The organism is Flavobacteriaceae bacterium HL-DH10 (assembly GCA_031826515.1).
GTDB classification, from domain to species: domain Bacteria; phylum Bacteroidota; class Bacteroidia; order Flavobacteriales; family Flavobacteriaceae; genus Thalassobellus; species Thalassobellus suaedae.
Map to the genome: position 1 here is coordinate 964,791 of CP134536.1, position 16,729 is coordinate 981,519.

The 16,729-nt window shown below is 33.3% G+C and carries 12 protein-coding genes; 1 reads left to right on the forward strand and 11 read right to left on the reverse strand.

Going from position 1 to position 16,729, the window contains the following annotated elements; genetic code table 11:
* Window positions 1–15: 15 nt before the first annotated feature.
* From RHP49_04295 to RHP49_04305, 3 genes are all read right to left on the reverse strand, one after another.
* A complete protein-coding gene (locus RHP49_04295) occupies window positions 16–3,816 on the reverse strand; it encodes a hypothetical protein (protein ID WNH13480.1) in 3,801 nt (1,266 codons plus the stop codon).
* Window positions 3,817–4,246: 430 nt separating this feature from the next.
* A complete protein-coding gene (locus RHP49_04300; protein WNH13481.1) occupies window positions 4,247–4,843 on the reverse strand; it encodes a mobile mystery protein B in 597 nt (198 codons plus the stop codon).
* Window positions 4,834–5,295, reverse strand: a complete 462-nt coding sequence (locus tag RHP49_04305; GenBank protein ID WNH13482.1) for a mobile mystery protein A — start codon at window positions 5,293–5,295, stop codon at window positions 4,834–4,836. The genes RHP49_04300 and RHP49_04305 overlap by 10 nt, the downstream gene beginning before the upstream one ends.
* A 377-nt stretch (window positions 5,296–5,672) precedes the next feature.
* On the opposite strand from RHP49_04305, the gene meaB reads away from it, so the two are divergent.
* Window positions 5,673–6,677 (forward strand): methylmalonyl Co-A mutase-associated GTPase MeaB, encoded by a 1,005-nt coding sequence (gene meaB, locus RHP49_04310; protein WNH13483.1) that lies wholly within the window; start codon window positions 5,673–5,675, stop codon window positions 6,675–6,677.
* A gap of 387 nt (window positions 6,678–7,064) precedes the next feature.
* Here the strand turns inward: meaB and scpA are convergent, their stop codons facing one another.
* From scpA to mce, 8 genes are all read right to left on the reverse strand, one after another.
* Window positions 7,065–9,197 carry a methylmalonyl-CoA mutase gene (gene scpA / locus RHP49_04315; protein WNH13484.1) on the reverse strand — a complete coding sequence of 711 codons (2,133 nt, stop codon included), beginning with the start codon at window positions 9,195–9,197 and terminating at the stop codon, window positions 7,065–7,067.
* Complete coding sequence (locus RHP49_04320) at window positions 9,194–11,011, reverse strand: methylmalonyl-CoA mutase family protein (protein ID WNH13485.1); 1,818 nt, start codon at window positions 11,009–11,011, stop codon at window positions 9,194–9,196. Before RHP49_04320 ends, scpA begins: the two co-directional genes overlap by 4 nt.
* Window positions 11,012–11,034: 23 nt before the next feature.
* Window positions 11,035–12,324, reverse strand: coding sequence for an acetyl-CoA hydrolase/transferase C-terminal domain-containing protein (locus RHP49_04325; GenBank protein WNH13486.1), 1,290 nt, complete (start codon window positions 12,322–12,324; stop codon window positions 11,035–11,037).
* Between the two features lie 50 nt (window positions 12,325–12,374).
* Window positions 12,375–13,694 (reverse strand): sodium ion-translocating decarboxylase subunit beta, encoded by a 1,320-nt coding sequence (locus RHP49_04330; protein WNH13487.1) that lies wholly within the window; start codon window positions 13,692–13,694, stop codon window positions 12,375–12,377.
* 65 nt (window positions 13,695–13,759) lie between these two features.
* Window positions 13,760–14,185, reverse strand: a complete 426-nt coding sequence (locus RHP49_04335; protein WNH13488.1) for a biotin/lipoyl-containing protein — start codon at window positions 14,183–14,185, stop codon at window positions 13,760–13,762.
* A 30-nt stretch (window positions 14,186–14,215) separates the two neighbouring features.
* Window positions 14,216–14,578, reverse strand: coding sequence for an OadG family protein (locus tag RHP49_04340; protein WNH13489.1), 363 nt, complete (start codon window positions 14,576–14,578; stop codon window positions 14,216–14,218).
* The gene (locus RHP49_04345) at window positions 14,578–16,137 is read right to left on the reverse strand and encodes an acyl-CoA carboxylase subunit beta (GenBank protein WNH13490.1); all 1,560 of its coding nucleotides are present in this window, start codon (window positions 16,135–16,137) and stop codon (window positions 14,578–14,580) included. Before RHP49_04345 ends, RHP49_04340 begins: the two co-directional genes overlap by 1 nt.
* A gap of 40 nt (window positions 16,138–16,177) precedes the next feature.
* Window positions 16,178–16,585: a methylmalonyl-CoA epimerase gene (gene mce, locus RHP49_04350; protein ID WNH13491.1), complete on the reverse strand. Its 408-nt coding sequence runs from the start codon at window positions 16,583–16,585 to the stop codon at window positions 16,178–16,180.
* Between the last annotated feature and the right edge of the window lie 144 nt (window positions 16,586–16,729).

Consider the following 16,729-nt stretch of genomic DNA (forward strand, 5'->3'; position numbering starts at 1 on the left):
TTTATAAATTATTGATCACTCCAAACTTCTCAATAATGCACTTTCGTCTTCCCTTTTTGCTTGAGACAAATAGTTATCCCGAAGTGTTCTAAAAATTTGAGATACTTTTGGATAAGTAAATTTAGTCTCTTCAAAAAGAAAATCAAAATAACCTGCTCTAAACCTCTCTATATTACCACCTTCAAAAGCTCCTCTACTTGTAAAACCTAAGTTATTTGAAATTTGAACACCAAATGAGTTCTTTATTTCTTTTGTATCAATTTCTTCAATAACATCATATATTTCAGTATCAAATCCCTTTCTTTCTTTCATATCAATTGGATATTTGGCAAATAATTTTCCTAAGCAATCATCTGTGATTTTAATTCTATGATTAGCAGAAGCGAGCTCCCTTACCTCATTTATCCATTGCTTAAATTGATCAGAATTAATAGTTCCATCTTCCTCTAATGAAGGTATTAAATTAAAAGAATTAAATATATCCCAACCCACTTTAAGAATTTCTTGAAAATTTGGGTCGTCTTTTACTTTCTGAAGCTCTATCTCTCTAAGCCCTTCTTCTTCTGGTAAATAAACCTGACTCAATATACCAAAATATTCTTCTGGCTTTTGAGACATTAATTTATAAAGGTTTTTTGGCAAAGTATTATATGAAGCTCCTCCCCTAAACACAAATATGAATTTCATTTCAATTTTTGCAGCTCTTTCAATATCATAATCACTTCTCGAATATAAGAATTCTAAAAGATTTTTAAACTGATGGTGATCAAAGCTAGACGAATCTTCAAAATCTACAAAAGATATTTTTTCAAGTACTGTTAAGACTTCTTCTGAGGTCAAAGTGTTTTTATGCACATAAGTCCCCCACCCTAAAGTATTTATAAGCGTTATACACTTATCATACTGTTGTAATTTATCTAAAGCATAAAAAAGCTCTTCTTTACTATCTGCATATAAAAACCCTTGCTTAGATTTCCAATATAACTTTTCCACTTCTACATTTCTCAAATCAGTAATAAACCACCACAAATGAATACTACCTCGTAATGAGTTCAAAAAATTAATAATTCCTTGTGAAGATAATCCTGTCTTAATCATCATATCTAAGACTTCTGTTTGTAAATGTAAATTTGTCTTGTTTTCAGAAATTCGAATAAACTCTCCTACCAAAGACAAAATACTTTTATCTTTTGATTCTACCTGATTATAAACAATAAGTTTATTTTCTTCACTTAAGTTATCAGATAATGCAAGTGCATTGCCGTATAAGTATGGATATTCAATTTTAGACCCTAGTTCAAAAATCTTCTCTACTCCATACTTTTCAAGAACTTTTTCAACAAACGCAAGTCTCCTTAAAAATATTTCATTATTCCGGTTTTCGTAATCGTCACCTTGCTTTCCTTCAATAAATTCTGGATGGTGTTCTTCAAACAAGTATGAATCATTTAGCACATCATTTTCTGGTTTAAACCTAATAGCAATTTGTTCAATTTTATCAAGAATATCATTAGGTAGAGACCAATGTGCTGTTGGATAACTTCTGTGATTACCTATAAATTTTCTAAACTTATGAAACACCTTACTTTTGTTTTCTTCATTAAAGGACATACTTGTTTTTATTGCTTTCAATCCTGTATCTATTCTACTCCATTCCATATCATCTAATAAATCTATAAGAGATAATATTCTTTCGATGTTATCTTTAGACATTTCAACAATATTATCTAAACAAAAACCTCTCATATAATGAACTTCACGTTGAGTTACTTTGATTTCTCTAAGTTCTGAAAATAATCTCCATTTGGGTCTTGGTTTATGAAATGCCGTATCATTCTTATTTCCTACTAAATCATACAAAAGTCCGTATAAAGTATTAGGGTGTTTTTTTACAAGAATTTCTAATATCTTTTTTCGGTCTTCTACATTTGTATTCGTTTGGGGATACCAAGTTCTGTATATGCTTTTAAGATTACTTAAAGGAGTGTTAGTTGTAGGGAAAGTTTCAGGAGAAATTGATATTATTTCACATAGAATTAGTGAAACTTGCATAAGGTGTTCTGGAAACCACGCAATAATATCCAAGCACCATAATAATGGAGCTAAATCATTGGAATTATGCATAAACCCCTGTTCAACTTCAAAAAATGAAGTAACTGATTTATCTTTTATTATTCTTTCCAGATTATTTAAAAACACTGCTGGAGACGCCTCTGCTAAGAACTTTAGATTACTCGACAACGACCTCCAAACCATAATATCATTACTAAGAAGCTCCCGAACGATATAATCAATATATGAAGATACATTTGGGATAGAGTTTATACCATAATCATCTCCAAAGACAGATATAACAGTAAGAGATTCACATATACCTTCTCTTAATTTAGATGAATATTTTGACCTATTCTCAGGGGTCTGATAATAATTACATCTATTTTCTAAAGGCAGAGTATATTTATGTGAGACCTCACATAATACCTCTAAACAAATTTCTTTGAAATGCTCAAGATTTTGTTGGGTTACATACTTTGCAAAGTACAACCAAGAATCAGTAGGAGAAACTAATCTCCAAACTCCATTTATGTGATAAACAGGCGAATCTTCTAAAGTTACCAAAACTCTTAAAAATTGAATATATTCAGCAGAACTTTTTCTACTTATTTTTTCTACAAGATCCTTGTCACCTTCACGATTCTCAGAAAATCGATTAATTATAAGCATAGGAATAACATCTATAATCTCTATACTCTCTAAATATTTCGGTATCGTAGTATCATCATATTTTAGCAATCGTTTTAGTACAGATATATTCCTACCTGAATTTTTAGTTAGAATTCTTGTTTGCTCAGAATCAATTCCCATCTTTTCTAATCCTTTTTCAAACGTATTTCTAGAAACTATTGGTAATTGAATTTTTTCAGATGTCGAAACTTCATCGGAAAGACTTATTGGAATTATTATTTTATGTCCCTTTTGAACAGCCCCTCTCAAATCTAAACTCTCTACTTTAAATTTAGTTATTATGATTAAAGATTTATCTGTTTGAATAAATTGATTAAAGGCATCTCTATTATCAATAACCACAACATTTGTGTCAAGTATATCATCAGACTCTTTTATAACTGATAAAGGAAATGCTATTGCTTCATCTGTAGTTATTGATTTGATATAAAACACCCCTTCATTACTTTTTAAAAATGATTTAACAGCCTCCACCTCTTTTAACCTACTATCCCCTAATAAGATTTCAGGAACTATTTTAATAGATTGATTCTGACTCCAACATTCCCAATACTCCTCTACAGTATATATACCTAAAGTTGGCCTTTTCAATTTTTCAGCAAGCCATAACTCTACCGTTGGAGCTAATTCTAACCATTGTTCAATATCTATTGCGTCTATATATCTTACATCTTTCCAAAACTCTTCACTTTTCTTTTCTTCGACCCATTTACTTTTATCTCGATATCTTTTTCCATTTACATTAATATAAGTGGTTTCAACATTTACTTTTCCTAAAGTATTATTTTTTCTTTTTTCATAATCATCATTTGCTTTTTTTCCTTTAGCATTTGTAGTTCCAAACTCCCAAACACTTTCTCCCAAAGGAACAAACATATTCTCAGATTCAGTAATAAGTTCTCCATCAAAACCTCCAGTTTGAACATCTTCTCCATAGGAAAAATGGAAATTTTTAATAGTACTATTATCTATAGTAGCTAAAATTAGTTTTCTAATTAAGTGTGGTAAATGATATTTACAATCTACTGTATTAGCCCACATTTCCAAATCATTTGTAGTTATAAATCTCATATATTATTTTTCAGATATAAAGTGTATATTTTACAAAGTTGCATATAACGACTTGACATTAAATCATTTTAGTGATTTACATCTATCTCTATACGAATTTAGCTATTTTTTCTGACAAACCAAAGTAAGACTTCAACTAACCATCTTCAATTCCATCCAATACACCCAGCTCTATTCCATCCTATTTTAAGTACAAAAAAAAATACATAATGCATGCTGATTTTTTGTATTATCAGTATCTTTATGTCAGTAATGTTATTCAAAAAATGAAAGACTACAAACCAAAAAGCAGACTCACCGCACAGGCCTATATTGATGGTGTTTTAAGTGGCAGCAGGGTTATTTTTCAAGCGCCATAACCATTATAGAAAGTAATTTAGAAAGCGACAAATAATCTATTATAGTTTAAAATATTGTAAACTTAGATACTTTAGTTTTTAGCAAATGCTATGAGAGGTATTATATTGCCATTGTCGGCTTTTCTTAAAGCGCTAATGTAATTTTTTCTTGTTTCATTGGCTCTTACCATGTTAGATTGATGCCAACTAAAAGGTTCTTTTCCAAAAACAGATTCCATTATTAAATCTGCCATCATTCTTGAATGCCTTCCATTTCCGTTTGGAAAGCAGTGAATGGCTACTATGCGATGTTTAAATCTAATAGCAATTTCTTCTGGGGTATAGGTTTTGTTTTCTAACCAATAGGTTGTATCGTCAATAAGGCTTTTTAATTCTATCCCTATATGAGCCCATTTTATGCCAATATTTTTGTCAGATTTTCTAAAATTACCTGCCCATTTCCAAACATCGCCATACATTTTCTTATGTAAATCTTTTATAAACTTTTCTGTAAATATCTTATCTGCTTTTAAATTGGTACGAATAACCCATTCAACGGCCTTTTCAATATTTAATTGTTCAAACTCATCAAGTTCTTGCTGCGTCGTTATGGATTTTATTTTTAGCCCTTCTTTTTCTTCTTCACTTAAAGGCGTTTGTCCTTCGGCATATTTTAGGTTTAATCCCATAACGATTTTCTCATTTCCCTTTTTATATCATTGGCTAAATCAATTATAGATGCTTTAATTTTTTCATCGCTAATACCTTGGTCTTCTAACTTCATATTTTGATTGGTTCGTAATACAATTTTACGAGCCAATTTTTCAGCTTTCAAACTAATTAAATTATCAATAGTTCCTTCTTTTGGAACAAAACCGTATACCAGTTTTAATTCTAAAACATTACCAACTTCTTTCAAGGAGTTTATTGATATAGAACCTTTTGCTTCACTTTCTTCAATTTTTTTAACACCTTGTTTAGTTATACCTAATTTATCCCCAAGTTGTGCCATTGTCATGTTAAGCGTCGTTCTAATAGTATGTATCCATCCTTTATCTGGAACCAAGACAATTTCTGTTTTTTGAAAAGGCTTTAATTTCTGATCCAATTGTTCAATCAAAAGTTGTTTCTTATTTCTCATTATTTTCAATTTTGTATTGGATTAAGCTTATAAATACTTTTAAAAAGTAAACTTAATTGTTTACAAATATACATAAAAGTAAACCAATAAGTTTACAAAAACACAAAAAAGTAAATAGTTAAGTTTACTTATAAGCAGTAACTTAAATTAAAGCCAACTCGTAAATATGAAATCGTTTAAATCTTTTATATCTTACCCTAAACGAAATTAGCCGTTTTTTTTCTGATAAAATAAAGTAAAATTCAACTTACCAACTTATATTCAAAACAATCCATTCCCTCTTAATTTTATCCTATTTTAACCATAAAAAACAAGGTATTATTCATGGTGATTTTTTCCATTATCAGTATCTTTATGTCAGTAATGTTATTCAAAAAATGAAAGACTACAAACCAAAAAGCAGACTCACCGCACAGGCCTATATTGATGGTGTTTTAAGTGGCAGCAGGGTTATTTTATCGAGAGCCATAACCATTATAGAAAGCAATTTAGAAAGTGATAAACTTCTTGCTAAAGATATCATTCAACATATTTTACCAGCATCTGGTAATTCTATACGCATTGGTATTACGGGCGTTCCTGGTGTTGGTAAAAGCACGTTTATTGAAGCGTTTGGCAAACACCTTATTAATCAAGGTCATAAAGTTGCTATTCTATCTATAGACCCTAGTAGTCAACGTTCCAGAGGTAGTATTTTGGGCGATAAAACCCGTATGGAAGAATTAAGTAATTTAGAGAATGCTTATATACGCCCGTCGGCTTCTGGCGAAACGCTTGGTGGTGTTGCCAATAAAACCGCCGAAAGCATGCTACTTTGTGAAGCAGCTGGTTACGATGTTATTTTAATTGAAACCGTTGGTGTGGGGCAATCGGAAACAGCTGTACATGGCATGACCGATTTTTTCCTACTACTCATGCTTGCTGGTGCTGGAGACGAACTTCAAGGTATCAAGAAAGGCATTATGGAAATGGCAGATATGGTGGTAATCAACAAAGCCGATGGTGATAATATTCAAAAAAGTGAAATGGCGCGTTTACAATATCAAAATGCGTTGCATATTTTTCCGCAGTCTGATTCTGGTTGGTCGCCAGTAGTCACAAAAGCATCATCTACAAAAAACATAGGTATTGATACCGTTTGGGATGAAATTATAAAATACAAACAATTGGTTACCGATAATGGCTATTTTTATGAAAATAGAAATCAGCAAAAAATACGCTGGATGTATGATAATATTAATGATGAATTAAAACAGTTGTTTTATGGCTCGAAAGATATTGCGAGTAAACTTGATGTTTTAAAAAAGGATATTATTTCTTCTAAAATATCGCCTGTAAAAGCAGCTCAAAAAATAATTGAGGAGTTTAAGGAGTCGTTTTGATACCTCAGGTGTCACTTCGAGTGATTCCAAAGCATGAGGAATTGTATCGAGAAGCATCTTAAAAACAAAGTATAATAAATACCTAAAAGCATTACTCTTAAAGGTTCTCGATACTAATTTTGCTAAAAAAAGCAAAATTCACTCGAACTGACATACTTACTATATCTAGAACTTAATTAACAAACACTCTGTCATTCCTGCGAAACTGATAGGTTCATGAATACATTGGTATAAAAATTTAAACAATGAATAACGCAGGAATCCACAAGACTTGTCTTTACAGAATATAGATTCCTGCCTGTGCAGGAATGACAAAAAAACAAAACCCCATCTATGTTTAAACACAAACGAGGTTTTCAATCCAATCAATCTATTAATTTAGTCGCTCTACTCTTGTTCTAAATATTTCTCCATAATAGTAATAGCCGATTCGGAAATAACCGTTCCTGGTCCGAAAATGGCAGCTACTTTACGTTCTAATAAATAATCGTAATCCTGCTCTGGTATAACACCACCAGCAAACACCATAATATCTGGTCTTCCTAATTTTTCTAATTCGGAAATTAATTGCGGAATCAACGTTTTGTGTCCTGCTGCTAAACTAGAAGCACCTACAAAATGCACATCGTTTTCAATGGCTTGTTTTGCGACCTCTTCTGGTGTTTGAAACAAAGGGCCCATATCCACATCAAAGCCTAAATCGGCAAAACTAGAAGCCACAACTTTAGCGCCTCTATCATGTCCGTCTTGTCCCATTTTTGCTATCATCACACGCGGACGACGACCTTCAATCTCTGCAAATTTATCGGCAACTTCTTGTGCTTTTGCAAATGTATCATCGTTATTTACTTCTTTACTATACACACCACTTATTAATTTAGTATCAGCTTTATGTCGTCCAAAATGCACTTCTAAAGCATCTGATATTTCACCTAAAGTTGCAAAATTTTCGGCAGCTTCAACAGCTAATTCCAATAAATTTCCTTTTCCAGTTTCAGCACAATCTGTTAATGCTTTTAATTTAGCATCAACCACATCTTGATTTCTGTTGGCTTTTAATTTCTTTAAACGCTCTATTTGAGATAATCTTACTACCGAATTATCAACTTCTAAAATCTCGATATTCGATTTTTCATCGGTTTTAAATTTATTAACCCCAACTAGAATATCTTGTCCCGAATCTAAACGCGCTTGTTTACGTGCCGAAGCTTCTTCAATACGCATTTTAGGAACACCTGTTTCAATAGCTTTGGCCATGCCTCCCAGCTCTTCAACTTCCTCAATAAGTTTCCACGCTTTTTTAGCAATTTCTTGTGTTAAGTATTCTACATAATAAGAACCCGCCCAAGGATCAACAGATTTGGTAATCTGCGTTTCATCTTGAATATATATTTGAGTGTTACGTGCTATTCTAGCCGAAAAATCGGTTGGTAATGCAATGGCTTCATCCAGGGCATTGGTGTGTAAAGACTGTGTTCCTCCTAAACCTGCTGCCATGGCTTCAATACATGTTCTAGCGACATTATTAAAAGGATCTTGCTCACTTAAACTCCAACCCGATGTTTGACTATGCGTACGCAACGCCATAGATTTTGGGTTTTGTGGATTGAATTGTTTTATAATTTTCGCCCAAAGCATACGTGCTGCACGCATTTTAGCAATTTCCATAAAATGATTCATCCCTACTGCCCAGAAAAAAGATAATCTAGGAGCAAATTCATCAATTTTTAACCCGGATGCCAACCCTGTTCTAATATATTCTAACCCATCGGCTAAGGTGTAAGCCAACTCAATATCGGCCGTTGCACCTGCTTCTTGCATGTGGTAACCACTAATAGAAATAGAGTTAAACTTAGGCATATACTTGGTCGTGTATTCAAAAATATCACCAATAATTTTCATAGAAGGTAATGGTGGGTAGATATACGTATTACGCACCATAAACTCTTTTAAAATATCGTTTTGAATAGTTCCACTTAAGTGATCTAATGACACGCCTTGCTTTTTGGCTGCTGCAATATAAAACGCCATAATGGGTAATACCGCACCATTCATAGTCATGGAAACCGACATTTTATCTAACGGAATTTGGTCGAATAAAATCTCCATATCCAAAATAGAATCGATAGCAACACCTGCCTTACCAACATCGCCAGTAACACGTGGGTGATCGGAATCGTAACCACGATGCGTTGCTAAATCGAAGGCCACTGAAAGCCCTTTTTGACCCGCAGCTAAATTTCTTCTATAAAACGCATTAGACTCTTCTGCTGTTGAAAACCCAGCATATTGTCTGATAGTCCAAGGTCGCGTTGCATACATCGTACTGTAAGGTCCTCTTGTAAAAGGAGGAAGTCCTGCAGCAAACTGTAAATGCTCTGCGTCTTTAATATCGTCTTTAGAAAAATGTTTTTTTACAGGAATGCCCTCTGGAGTATTCCAAATATCTTGATTATCTGAAACAACTGTATGCTGTTTAGAATCTGTATCTAATGTTAAATCTGAAAAATCCCGTCTCATACTTGTAAAGATTTAATTTTTTTTTGAATTTTATTCTGAACACTTGAAATTGTTTGTATCACATCCGATTTTAAATGAATGTAACCATCTAATCCAGCTTCATTTAATGCATCAACAATACTTACAGGGTTGCCTGCTAACAAAAGTACTTTATCTGTATTAAGTGACCTAAATGTTTCTACAAATGCTAAAGCACTTTCATCGTAATCAGGATCTGAACTACAAATAACCACCACATCAGAATCTGATAAGGCACTAGTTTTTGCAGCTTCTATGGCGTCCTCATAGCTTTTTTCTTGCCATACTTCAAATCCAGAAACACCTATAAAATCATATGAGAAAGCAGCTCTTGCTTTTCGCATGGTTAAGTTACCATAACTGGTGAGTTCTACAATAGGACGTTTGTTTGTTTCATCAACAAATTGCTCGGTTACCTTTCTTATGGCTTCAATTTCTAATGATGCCCTTCTTGGTGTTAATACTTTTGAATTGGAAGTATCACCAGAAGAAAGAATATCTGAAGGCACTGTCTCCATAAGATTAGGATATTTATTTACCCCAACCATTGGCAGTCTTCTTTGGCTTATCAGCTTTATTTTCTCTTGACGTATTTCGGCAATTTGTTGTTGAATAAACTCACTTTCAAACGCGTTATAAAATCCGCCTTGAGCTTCAATAGCTTTAAAAAGCTCTAATCCTTTTTTAGCAATTTTAGTACTTGCTTCTTCTATAAAATAAGAACCGTCAACAGGGTTTGCTACTTTACCAAAATAAGATTCCTCTTTTAAAATGGTTGAAATATTTCCAGCAATTCTACTTGAAAAATCGGATGCGTTATTAAATTCTTTATCATAAGCATCAATAAACACACCATCTACATTCCCTAGAATGGCAGACATAGCTTCTGTAGTTGCTCTTAACAAATTGGTATGGGCATCGGTTACCGATTTACTCCAAACAGATGTTTTAGCTGTTAAAGCATGTTTGAATTGCGTAACACCAAATTGATTTGCTACAGCATTCAATAAACTATTAAATGCTCTAAACTTAGCTATCTCAATAAAATACTCTGAACCTATAGCCAATTGAATATGCAAATTATTAAATATAGGCTCTACATCAAGACCTTTATCTAAACATTGTTCAATTAAATACACTAAAGCATTTAACGTATATGCCACTTCTTGAACTTGATTAGAACCCGCATCTAAAAATGTGGTTCCAGAAACAAAAATGGTTTTAAATTCCGAATACGACGCTCCTAATTTTAAAAGCGCTTCTAAAGTTTCAAACTTGCTTGTATCCAAACTTCCTTTAGTGAGATATTCTGAAATTATTTCTAAATCGAAATATCCTCTAAGGTTTTTAGAATTGTCTAAATTCTGCTCTGCAAAAGCAAAAAAATCTTTAGCAAAACCGATAACGTTATTATCTAAAGCAAACGAAACGGCAATTTTATTAATATCTACTTCGCTCAAAAGAATAGCTGCAGAAACAGGATCTTTCATATGAAACAAGAGTCCGGTAACCCCTTCTTTAACCGCTTTTAAAGCGGCCTTGTTTCCATCTTCGGCAGAAGCCACACAAATGGCTCTATAATTAATTAAGTCTTGTGAATTCTGGCCGGTATTAGGAAGATACTCTAAAGCATCTTCTGTATTATAAAAAGGTTGAAATTCTAATTTATTTAAGTTTTTCCAAACTAATTTTCTATTGAAATCTGCACCTTTTAAATCGACATTTACTTTCTCCATCCATGCCGCTTTAGTAACAGGATTGAAATCTGAAAAAAGTGTTTTTTTATTAGTTTCCATATAATCTATATTTAAGAACTCGTTTAAACCATAACACTATTGCTTCCAAAACGCTCAAAAATAGCTTGATCTAATTCAGCTCTATGATCTGGATGCGCAATATCTCTAAGTGCTTCTGCACGTTGTTTTAAGGTTCTTCCAAATAATTCGGCAATACCATACTCTGTTGCAACATATCTAGCATGAGCTCTTGTGGTAACCACACCTGCTCCTGATTTTAATGCTGGTACTATTTTAGAAACCCCTTTTAAGGTGGTTGATGTAATTGCAATAATTGGCTTACCTCCTTTTGATAAAGCCGCACCACGCATAAAGTCCATTTGTCCACCAACACCAGAGAACATTCTAGTTCCTATGGAATCGGCACAAACCTGACCTGTAAAATCTATTTCGATAGCCGAATTAATAGCAGTTACTTTTGGATTTTGACGAATAATAGCGGTATCATTCACATAAGCGATATCATTCATTTCTATTTCAGGATTATCATCCATAAAATCATATAAACGTCTTGTTCCCATAGCAAATCCAGATATAATTTTATAAGGATTCACCTTTTTTTGTGAACCGTTAACGATTCCTTTTTCAACTAAATCGACAATCCCTTCAGAGAACATTTCTGTGTGAATGCCTAAATTTTTATGATTATGAAGAAAAGTTAAAACCGCATTAGGAATACCACCTATACCCATTTGAAGCGTTGCGCCATCTTCAATAATTCCTGCAATATTCTTTCCAATAGCTTTTTCTTGCTCTGTTGGAGCCACAAATTTCATTTCATAAATTTCCTCTTCTACTATAACGCAAGCATCAAATTTATTTACATGAACCAGTGCATCTCCAAAAGTACGTGGCATTCTAGAGTTTATTTGCGCTATAACTGTTTTGCCTTTTTCAATGGCAGATATCACAATATCTACAGAGACACCTAAAGAACAAAAACCATGTTTATCTGGTGGCGATACGTTTACAAGAACGACATCTAAATCCATATATCCATCACGGAATAAACTTGGAATATCACTTAAAAAGATTGGAATATAATCAACAGTATTTCCTACCATTTTTCTAACATTACCTCCAATAAAGAAGGCACTGGTATGAAAACTTTCTCTTAATTCCGGATTTGTATATCCGCATTCTCCTTCTGTATGTAAATGGCAAATTTCAACTTTTCTAAGTTCGGGTGCACGCTCTACCATCGCTTTAATTAAAGTTTGAGGTGTTGCAGAGCCGCCTTGAATTAACACTCTATTTCCTGATTTTATAAGCTTGACAGCTTCGGAAGCTGACATTACATTTGGAATTTTCATATCTAAAAGTTTTAATTTAATCGTGCTTTCTTTTAATAAACAATCTGTTTCTATCCTAAGAAACTTAATATAATACCTGCTGCAATTGCAGATCCAATAACACCTGCTACGTTTGGTGCCATCGCGTGCATCAATAAATAGTTTTGCGGATCGGCTTTAAGCCCTTCAGCATGTACTACCCTCGCACTATCTGGAACTGCAGAAACACCAGCTGCTCCTATTAGCGGATTTAATTTTTCGTCGCCTTTAAGGAATAGATTCATGAACTTTGCAAATAGTAAACCGCCACAAGTTGCTATTACAAATGAAATGGCACCTAAAGCAAATATCATCATAGAATCTTTGGTAATAAATATATCGGCTTGTGTTGAAGCACCAACCGTTACACCTAAAAGAATAGTTACAATATCAATTAATTTTGTACGAGCTGTATCTGCAAGTCTTTCTGTTCTTCCCGATTCTTTAAGTAAATTTCCGAAGAATAGCATACCTAATAACGGTAATGCACTAGGCGATATAAACGTGGTTAATAATAATGCTACTACTGGAAAAATCATTTTTTCCTTTTGTGAAACCGCTCTAGGAGGTTTCATTCTAATTAATCGTTCTTTTTTTGAAGTTAACAACTTCATTATTGGGGGCTGAATTACTGGTACTAAAGCCATATATGAATATGCCGCAATAGCAATTGGGCCTATCAAGTTTTTAACCGTGGTACCATCTGCTAACACATTAATACCATTCGCTAATTTTGAGGAAAGGAATATGGCCGTTGGACCATCGGCTCCTCCAATAATACCAATAGCACCCGCTTCTGGAAGATTAAACCCTAAATACAATGCTCCTAAAAACGTCGCAAATACTCCTATTTGCGCAGCAGCTCCTAAAAGCATTAGCTTAGGATTTGCAATAAGCGATGAGAAATCGGTCATGGCACCAATTCCTAAAAATATAAGTGGCGGATAAACACCTTTAACTACGCCAAAATAAAGATAATTTAATACCGATCCAGCTTCATAAATCCCTGTTTGGTTTCCAACTACAAATGGAATATTACCTATAATTACCCCTGTTCCAATTGGAATTAATAAGAGTGGTTCGTAATCAAATTTAATGCCGAGGTATATAAAAATAATACCGACTAAAATCATGATAATATTACCCGATTCTGCATTTGCAAAACCTGTATATTGATAAAACTGTTGTATCCCGTTTATTGCTTCTGAAACAAAACTTTCTTCAGCAGCACTTTCTGATTCTACTAAGGTGGTAGACACTGATGATGTTGAAGCATTAGAAGTTAACCCTAAAACTGGTCTAGCAAAAATAAGTAGCGATAGAACTCCAAATATTAATATTACTTTCTTCATTTTTTTCTTTTTAAGTCACTCGAGATACTAAACACTTCTTTAACTCGAAATAACGTTGCCTAATTTTATTCTAATTCTATCAATACTTCGCCTTGAAGAACTTGCTGTCCTACAGCTACATTTACAGCCGTAACAACTCCAGATTTTTCTGAAACAATATTGTTCTCCATTTTCATAGCCTCAAGAACTAATAATAAATCGTTCTCTTTAATGGTATCGCCAACTTTTACATTTAGAGATAAAATAACACCTGGAATTGGTGCTGAAATTTTTGTTTTTGCTGAAGAGCTTGGGTTCACTTTAACAGGTTCAACTGGTGCTGCACTAGAAGGCTTACGAACTAATGTTGGTGTTTTTCGTGTTTTTATTTCTTCTTTCATTTTAACGGAATAACTTGTTCCGTTAACTTCCAACTCTATAGTGTTATCTTCTTGAGAAACAATTTTAACACCATAACTGTTCTCGTTTATTTTAAATGTGAAATTTTTCATAATACTGTATTTCTTATAAGATTCAAAACTCTAAAATCTATTTGTATATGCTCCATATATTTTAGAACTCCAAGGAGAATATAATTTACGAGCTTGTTTGATAGTTAAAATGGCATTTTCATGATCATGTCGTTCATTTAAATACATATGAATAGCTACCGATATTGCTGCTGCTATTTCTCCTGTAAATTCTTGATTTACTTTTGGAGAAATCTCTTTAACTTTTTTATCTGGTCCTTTAGAAATTATTTTATAGACATAAAGCATCGTTGGCAATCCATATTTAAAAACCAAAGTTAAAAGCAATAATCCGCTAAAAACAATGGTTAAACCTGTAGCCAGAATAACATATCCTTCGCTTAATGTATCGATATATAATAGTAAGTTTTTCATTACAATGGAATATTTGAATGTTTCTTAGGAGGATTTACCTCTTTCTTATTAGCTAATAATTCTAAAGCTCTAATGATTCTAAACCTTGTATTTCTTGGTTCAATAACGTCATCAATAAAACCATACTTAGCCGCTACATAAGGATTAGCAAACTTGGTGTTATATTCAGTTTCTTTTTCTTCAATGAAATGTTGTTTTTCTTCGGCATCTTCAATTTTACGAATATTAGATCCTTCTAAAACTTCAACAGCGCCTTTAGCTCCCATTACAGCAATTTCTGCTGTTGGCCATGCATAATTTAAGTCACCTCTTAATTGCTTACAACTCATAACATCATGAGCACCACCGTATGATTTACGAAGCGTGATTGTTACTTTAGGCACCGTGGCTTCTCCATAAGCAAATAACAGTTTTGCTCCATGTAGAATAATACCCGCATACTCTTGTCCTGTTCCTGGTAAAAACCCAGGTACATCTACTAACGTAACAATAGGAATATTAAATCCGTCGCAAAAACGAACAAATCTGGCTGCTTTTCTAGACGATTCACAATCTAAAACACCTGCGTAATATTTAGGTTGATTGGCAACGATACCAACCGATCGTCCATTAAAACGAGCAAAACCAACAACGATATTACGAGCGTAATTTCTATGAACTTCTAAAAACTCGCCATTATCCGTTATTGTTGAAATAACATCTAAAATATCATAAGGCTGATTGGCATTTTCTGGAACAATAGTGTTTAAAACATCATCTAATCTATCAATAGGATCAGATGTTGTTATAGTTGGTGGATCTTCAAGATTATTTGAAGGTAAGTAGCTTAATAGTTTTCTAATAAGTATTAAGTTTTCTTCATCATCTTCTGCTAAAAAGTGAGACACTCCAGATTTTGTAGAATGCACTGTTGCCCCTCCCAATTGTTCGGTAGTTACAACTTCTCCTGTTACCGCCTGTACAACTTTTGGCCCCGTTACAAACATGTAACTCGTTTTATCGGTCATAATGGTAAAATCGGTTAAAGCAGGCGAATAAACCGCTCCCCCGGCACAAGGTCCTAAAATGGAAGATATTTGAGGAATAACACCAGATGCCATAATATTTCTTTGAAAAATCTCTGCATATCCAGCAAGTGATCTTACACCCTCTTGTATACGTGCTCCCCCACTATCATTAAGTCCGATTACTGGTACACCAATTTTCATTGCCATATCCATAACTTTACAAATTTTCAACGCATAGGTTTCTGAAAGCGAACCACCAAATACCGTAAAATCTTGCGCAAAAATGTACACAATTCTACCATCAATAGTTCCATGCCCTGTTACAACACCATCTGAAAGATAAATTTGTTTATCTAAACCAAATGATTTTGTTCTATGGGTAACAAACATATCAAACTCTTCAAAACTGTCATCATCTAAAAGAATATCAATTCTTTCACGAGCTGTTAATTTCCCTTTAGCATGCTGAGAGTCTATACGTTTTTCACCGCCTCCCATCTTTGCTTTAGCTCTTTTCTCAATGAGTTCGTTTATTTTATCTTGATTTGTCATAAGTATATGTTTTTGCTTATCTACTCTTGTTAGCTCAATATTATTCTTGTTTTGAACAAAGTTCTGTTAGCACGCCCAATGTTGACTTTGGATGCAGGAAACCAATATTTAATCCTTCAGCACCTTTTCTAGATTTTTTATCAATAAGTGTTACCCCGCGCTCATCTGCCAACTTTAAAGCTGCATTGGCACTATCTACTGCAAATGCTATATGATGAATTCCTTGACCTCTTTTAGCAATGAATTTACCAATAGGTCCATCGGGTGAAGTACTTTCTAATAATTCAATTTTTGTATTACCAACTAAGAAAAAGGCAGTTTTCACTTTTTGATCTGCAACCTCTTCTACAGAATAACATTTCATTCCTAAAATGTCTTCATAATACTTGATGGATTCTTCTAAACTATCGACAGCAATTCCTAGGTGTTCTATATGTGAAATATTCATAACTAATTTGTTATTAGATGGTATTAAGTGTTTTAATAATATCCCAAAATTAGAACAGGAGTGTTTTTTAATTCATGACAGATGTCATGTAATTCAATTATTTTCAATTAAATACTAACTACAACGTAATAGTGATATTAAATT

What these genes read in the sequence shown, in the direction of transcription:
- RHP49_04295 (WNH13480.1), bottom strand. Translation starts at nt 3,816, where the DNA reads ATGAGATTTATAACTACAAATGATTTGGAAATGTGGGCTAATACAGTA.
- RHP49_04300 (WNH13481.1), bottom strand. Translation starts at nt 4,843, where the DNA reads ATGGGATTAAACCTAAAATATGCCGAAGGACAAACGCCTTTAAGTGAA.
- RHP49_04305 (WNH13482.1), bottom strand. Translation starts at nt 5,295, where the DNA reads ATGAGAAATAAGAAACAACTTTTGATTGAACAATTGGATCAGAAATTA.
- meaB (WNH13483.1), top strand. Translation starts at nt 5,673, where the DNA reads ATGAAAGACTACAAACCAAAAAGCAGACTCACCGCACAGGCCTATATT.
- scpA (WNH13484.1), bottom strand. Translation starts at nt 9,197, where the DNA reads ATGAGACGGGATTTTTCAGATTTAACATTAGATACAGATTCTAAACAG.
- RHP49_04320 (WNH13485.1), bottom strand. Translation starts at nt 11,011, where the DNA reads ATGGAAACTAATAAAAAAACACTTTTTTCAGATTTCAATCCTGTTACT.
- RHP49_04325 (WNH13486.1), bottom strand. Translation starts at nt 12,324, where the DNA reads ATGAAAATTCCAAATGTAATGTCAGCTTCCGAAGCTGTCAAGCTTATA.
- RHP49_04330 (WNH13487.1), bottom strand. Translation starts at nt 13,694, where the DNA reads ATGAAGAAAGTAATATTAATATTTGGAGTTCTATCGCTACTTATTTTT.
- RHP49_04335 (WNH13488.1), bottom strand. Translation starts at nt 14,185, where the DNA reads ATGAAAAATTTCACATTTAAAATAAACGAGAACAGTTATGGTGTTAAA.
- RHP49_04340 (WNH13489.1), bottom strand. Translation starts at nt 14,578, where the DNA reads ATGAAAAACTTACTATTATATATCGATACATTAAGCGAAGGATATGTT.
- RHP49_04345 (WNH13490.1), bottom strand. Translation starts at nt 16,137, where the DNA reads ATGACAAATCAAGATAAAATAAACGAACTCATTGAGAAAAGAGCTAAA.
- mce (WNH13491.1), bottom strand. Translation starts at nt 16,585, where the DNA reads ATGAATATTTCACATATAGAACACCTAGGAATTGCTGTCGATAGTTTA.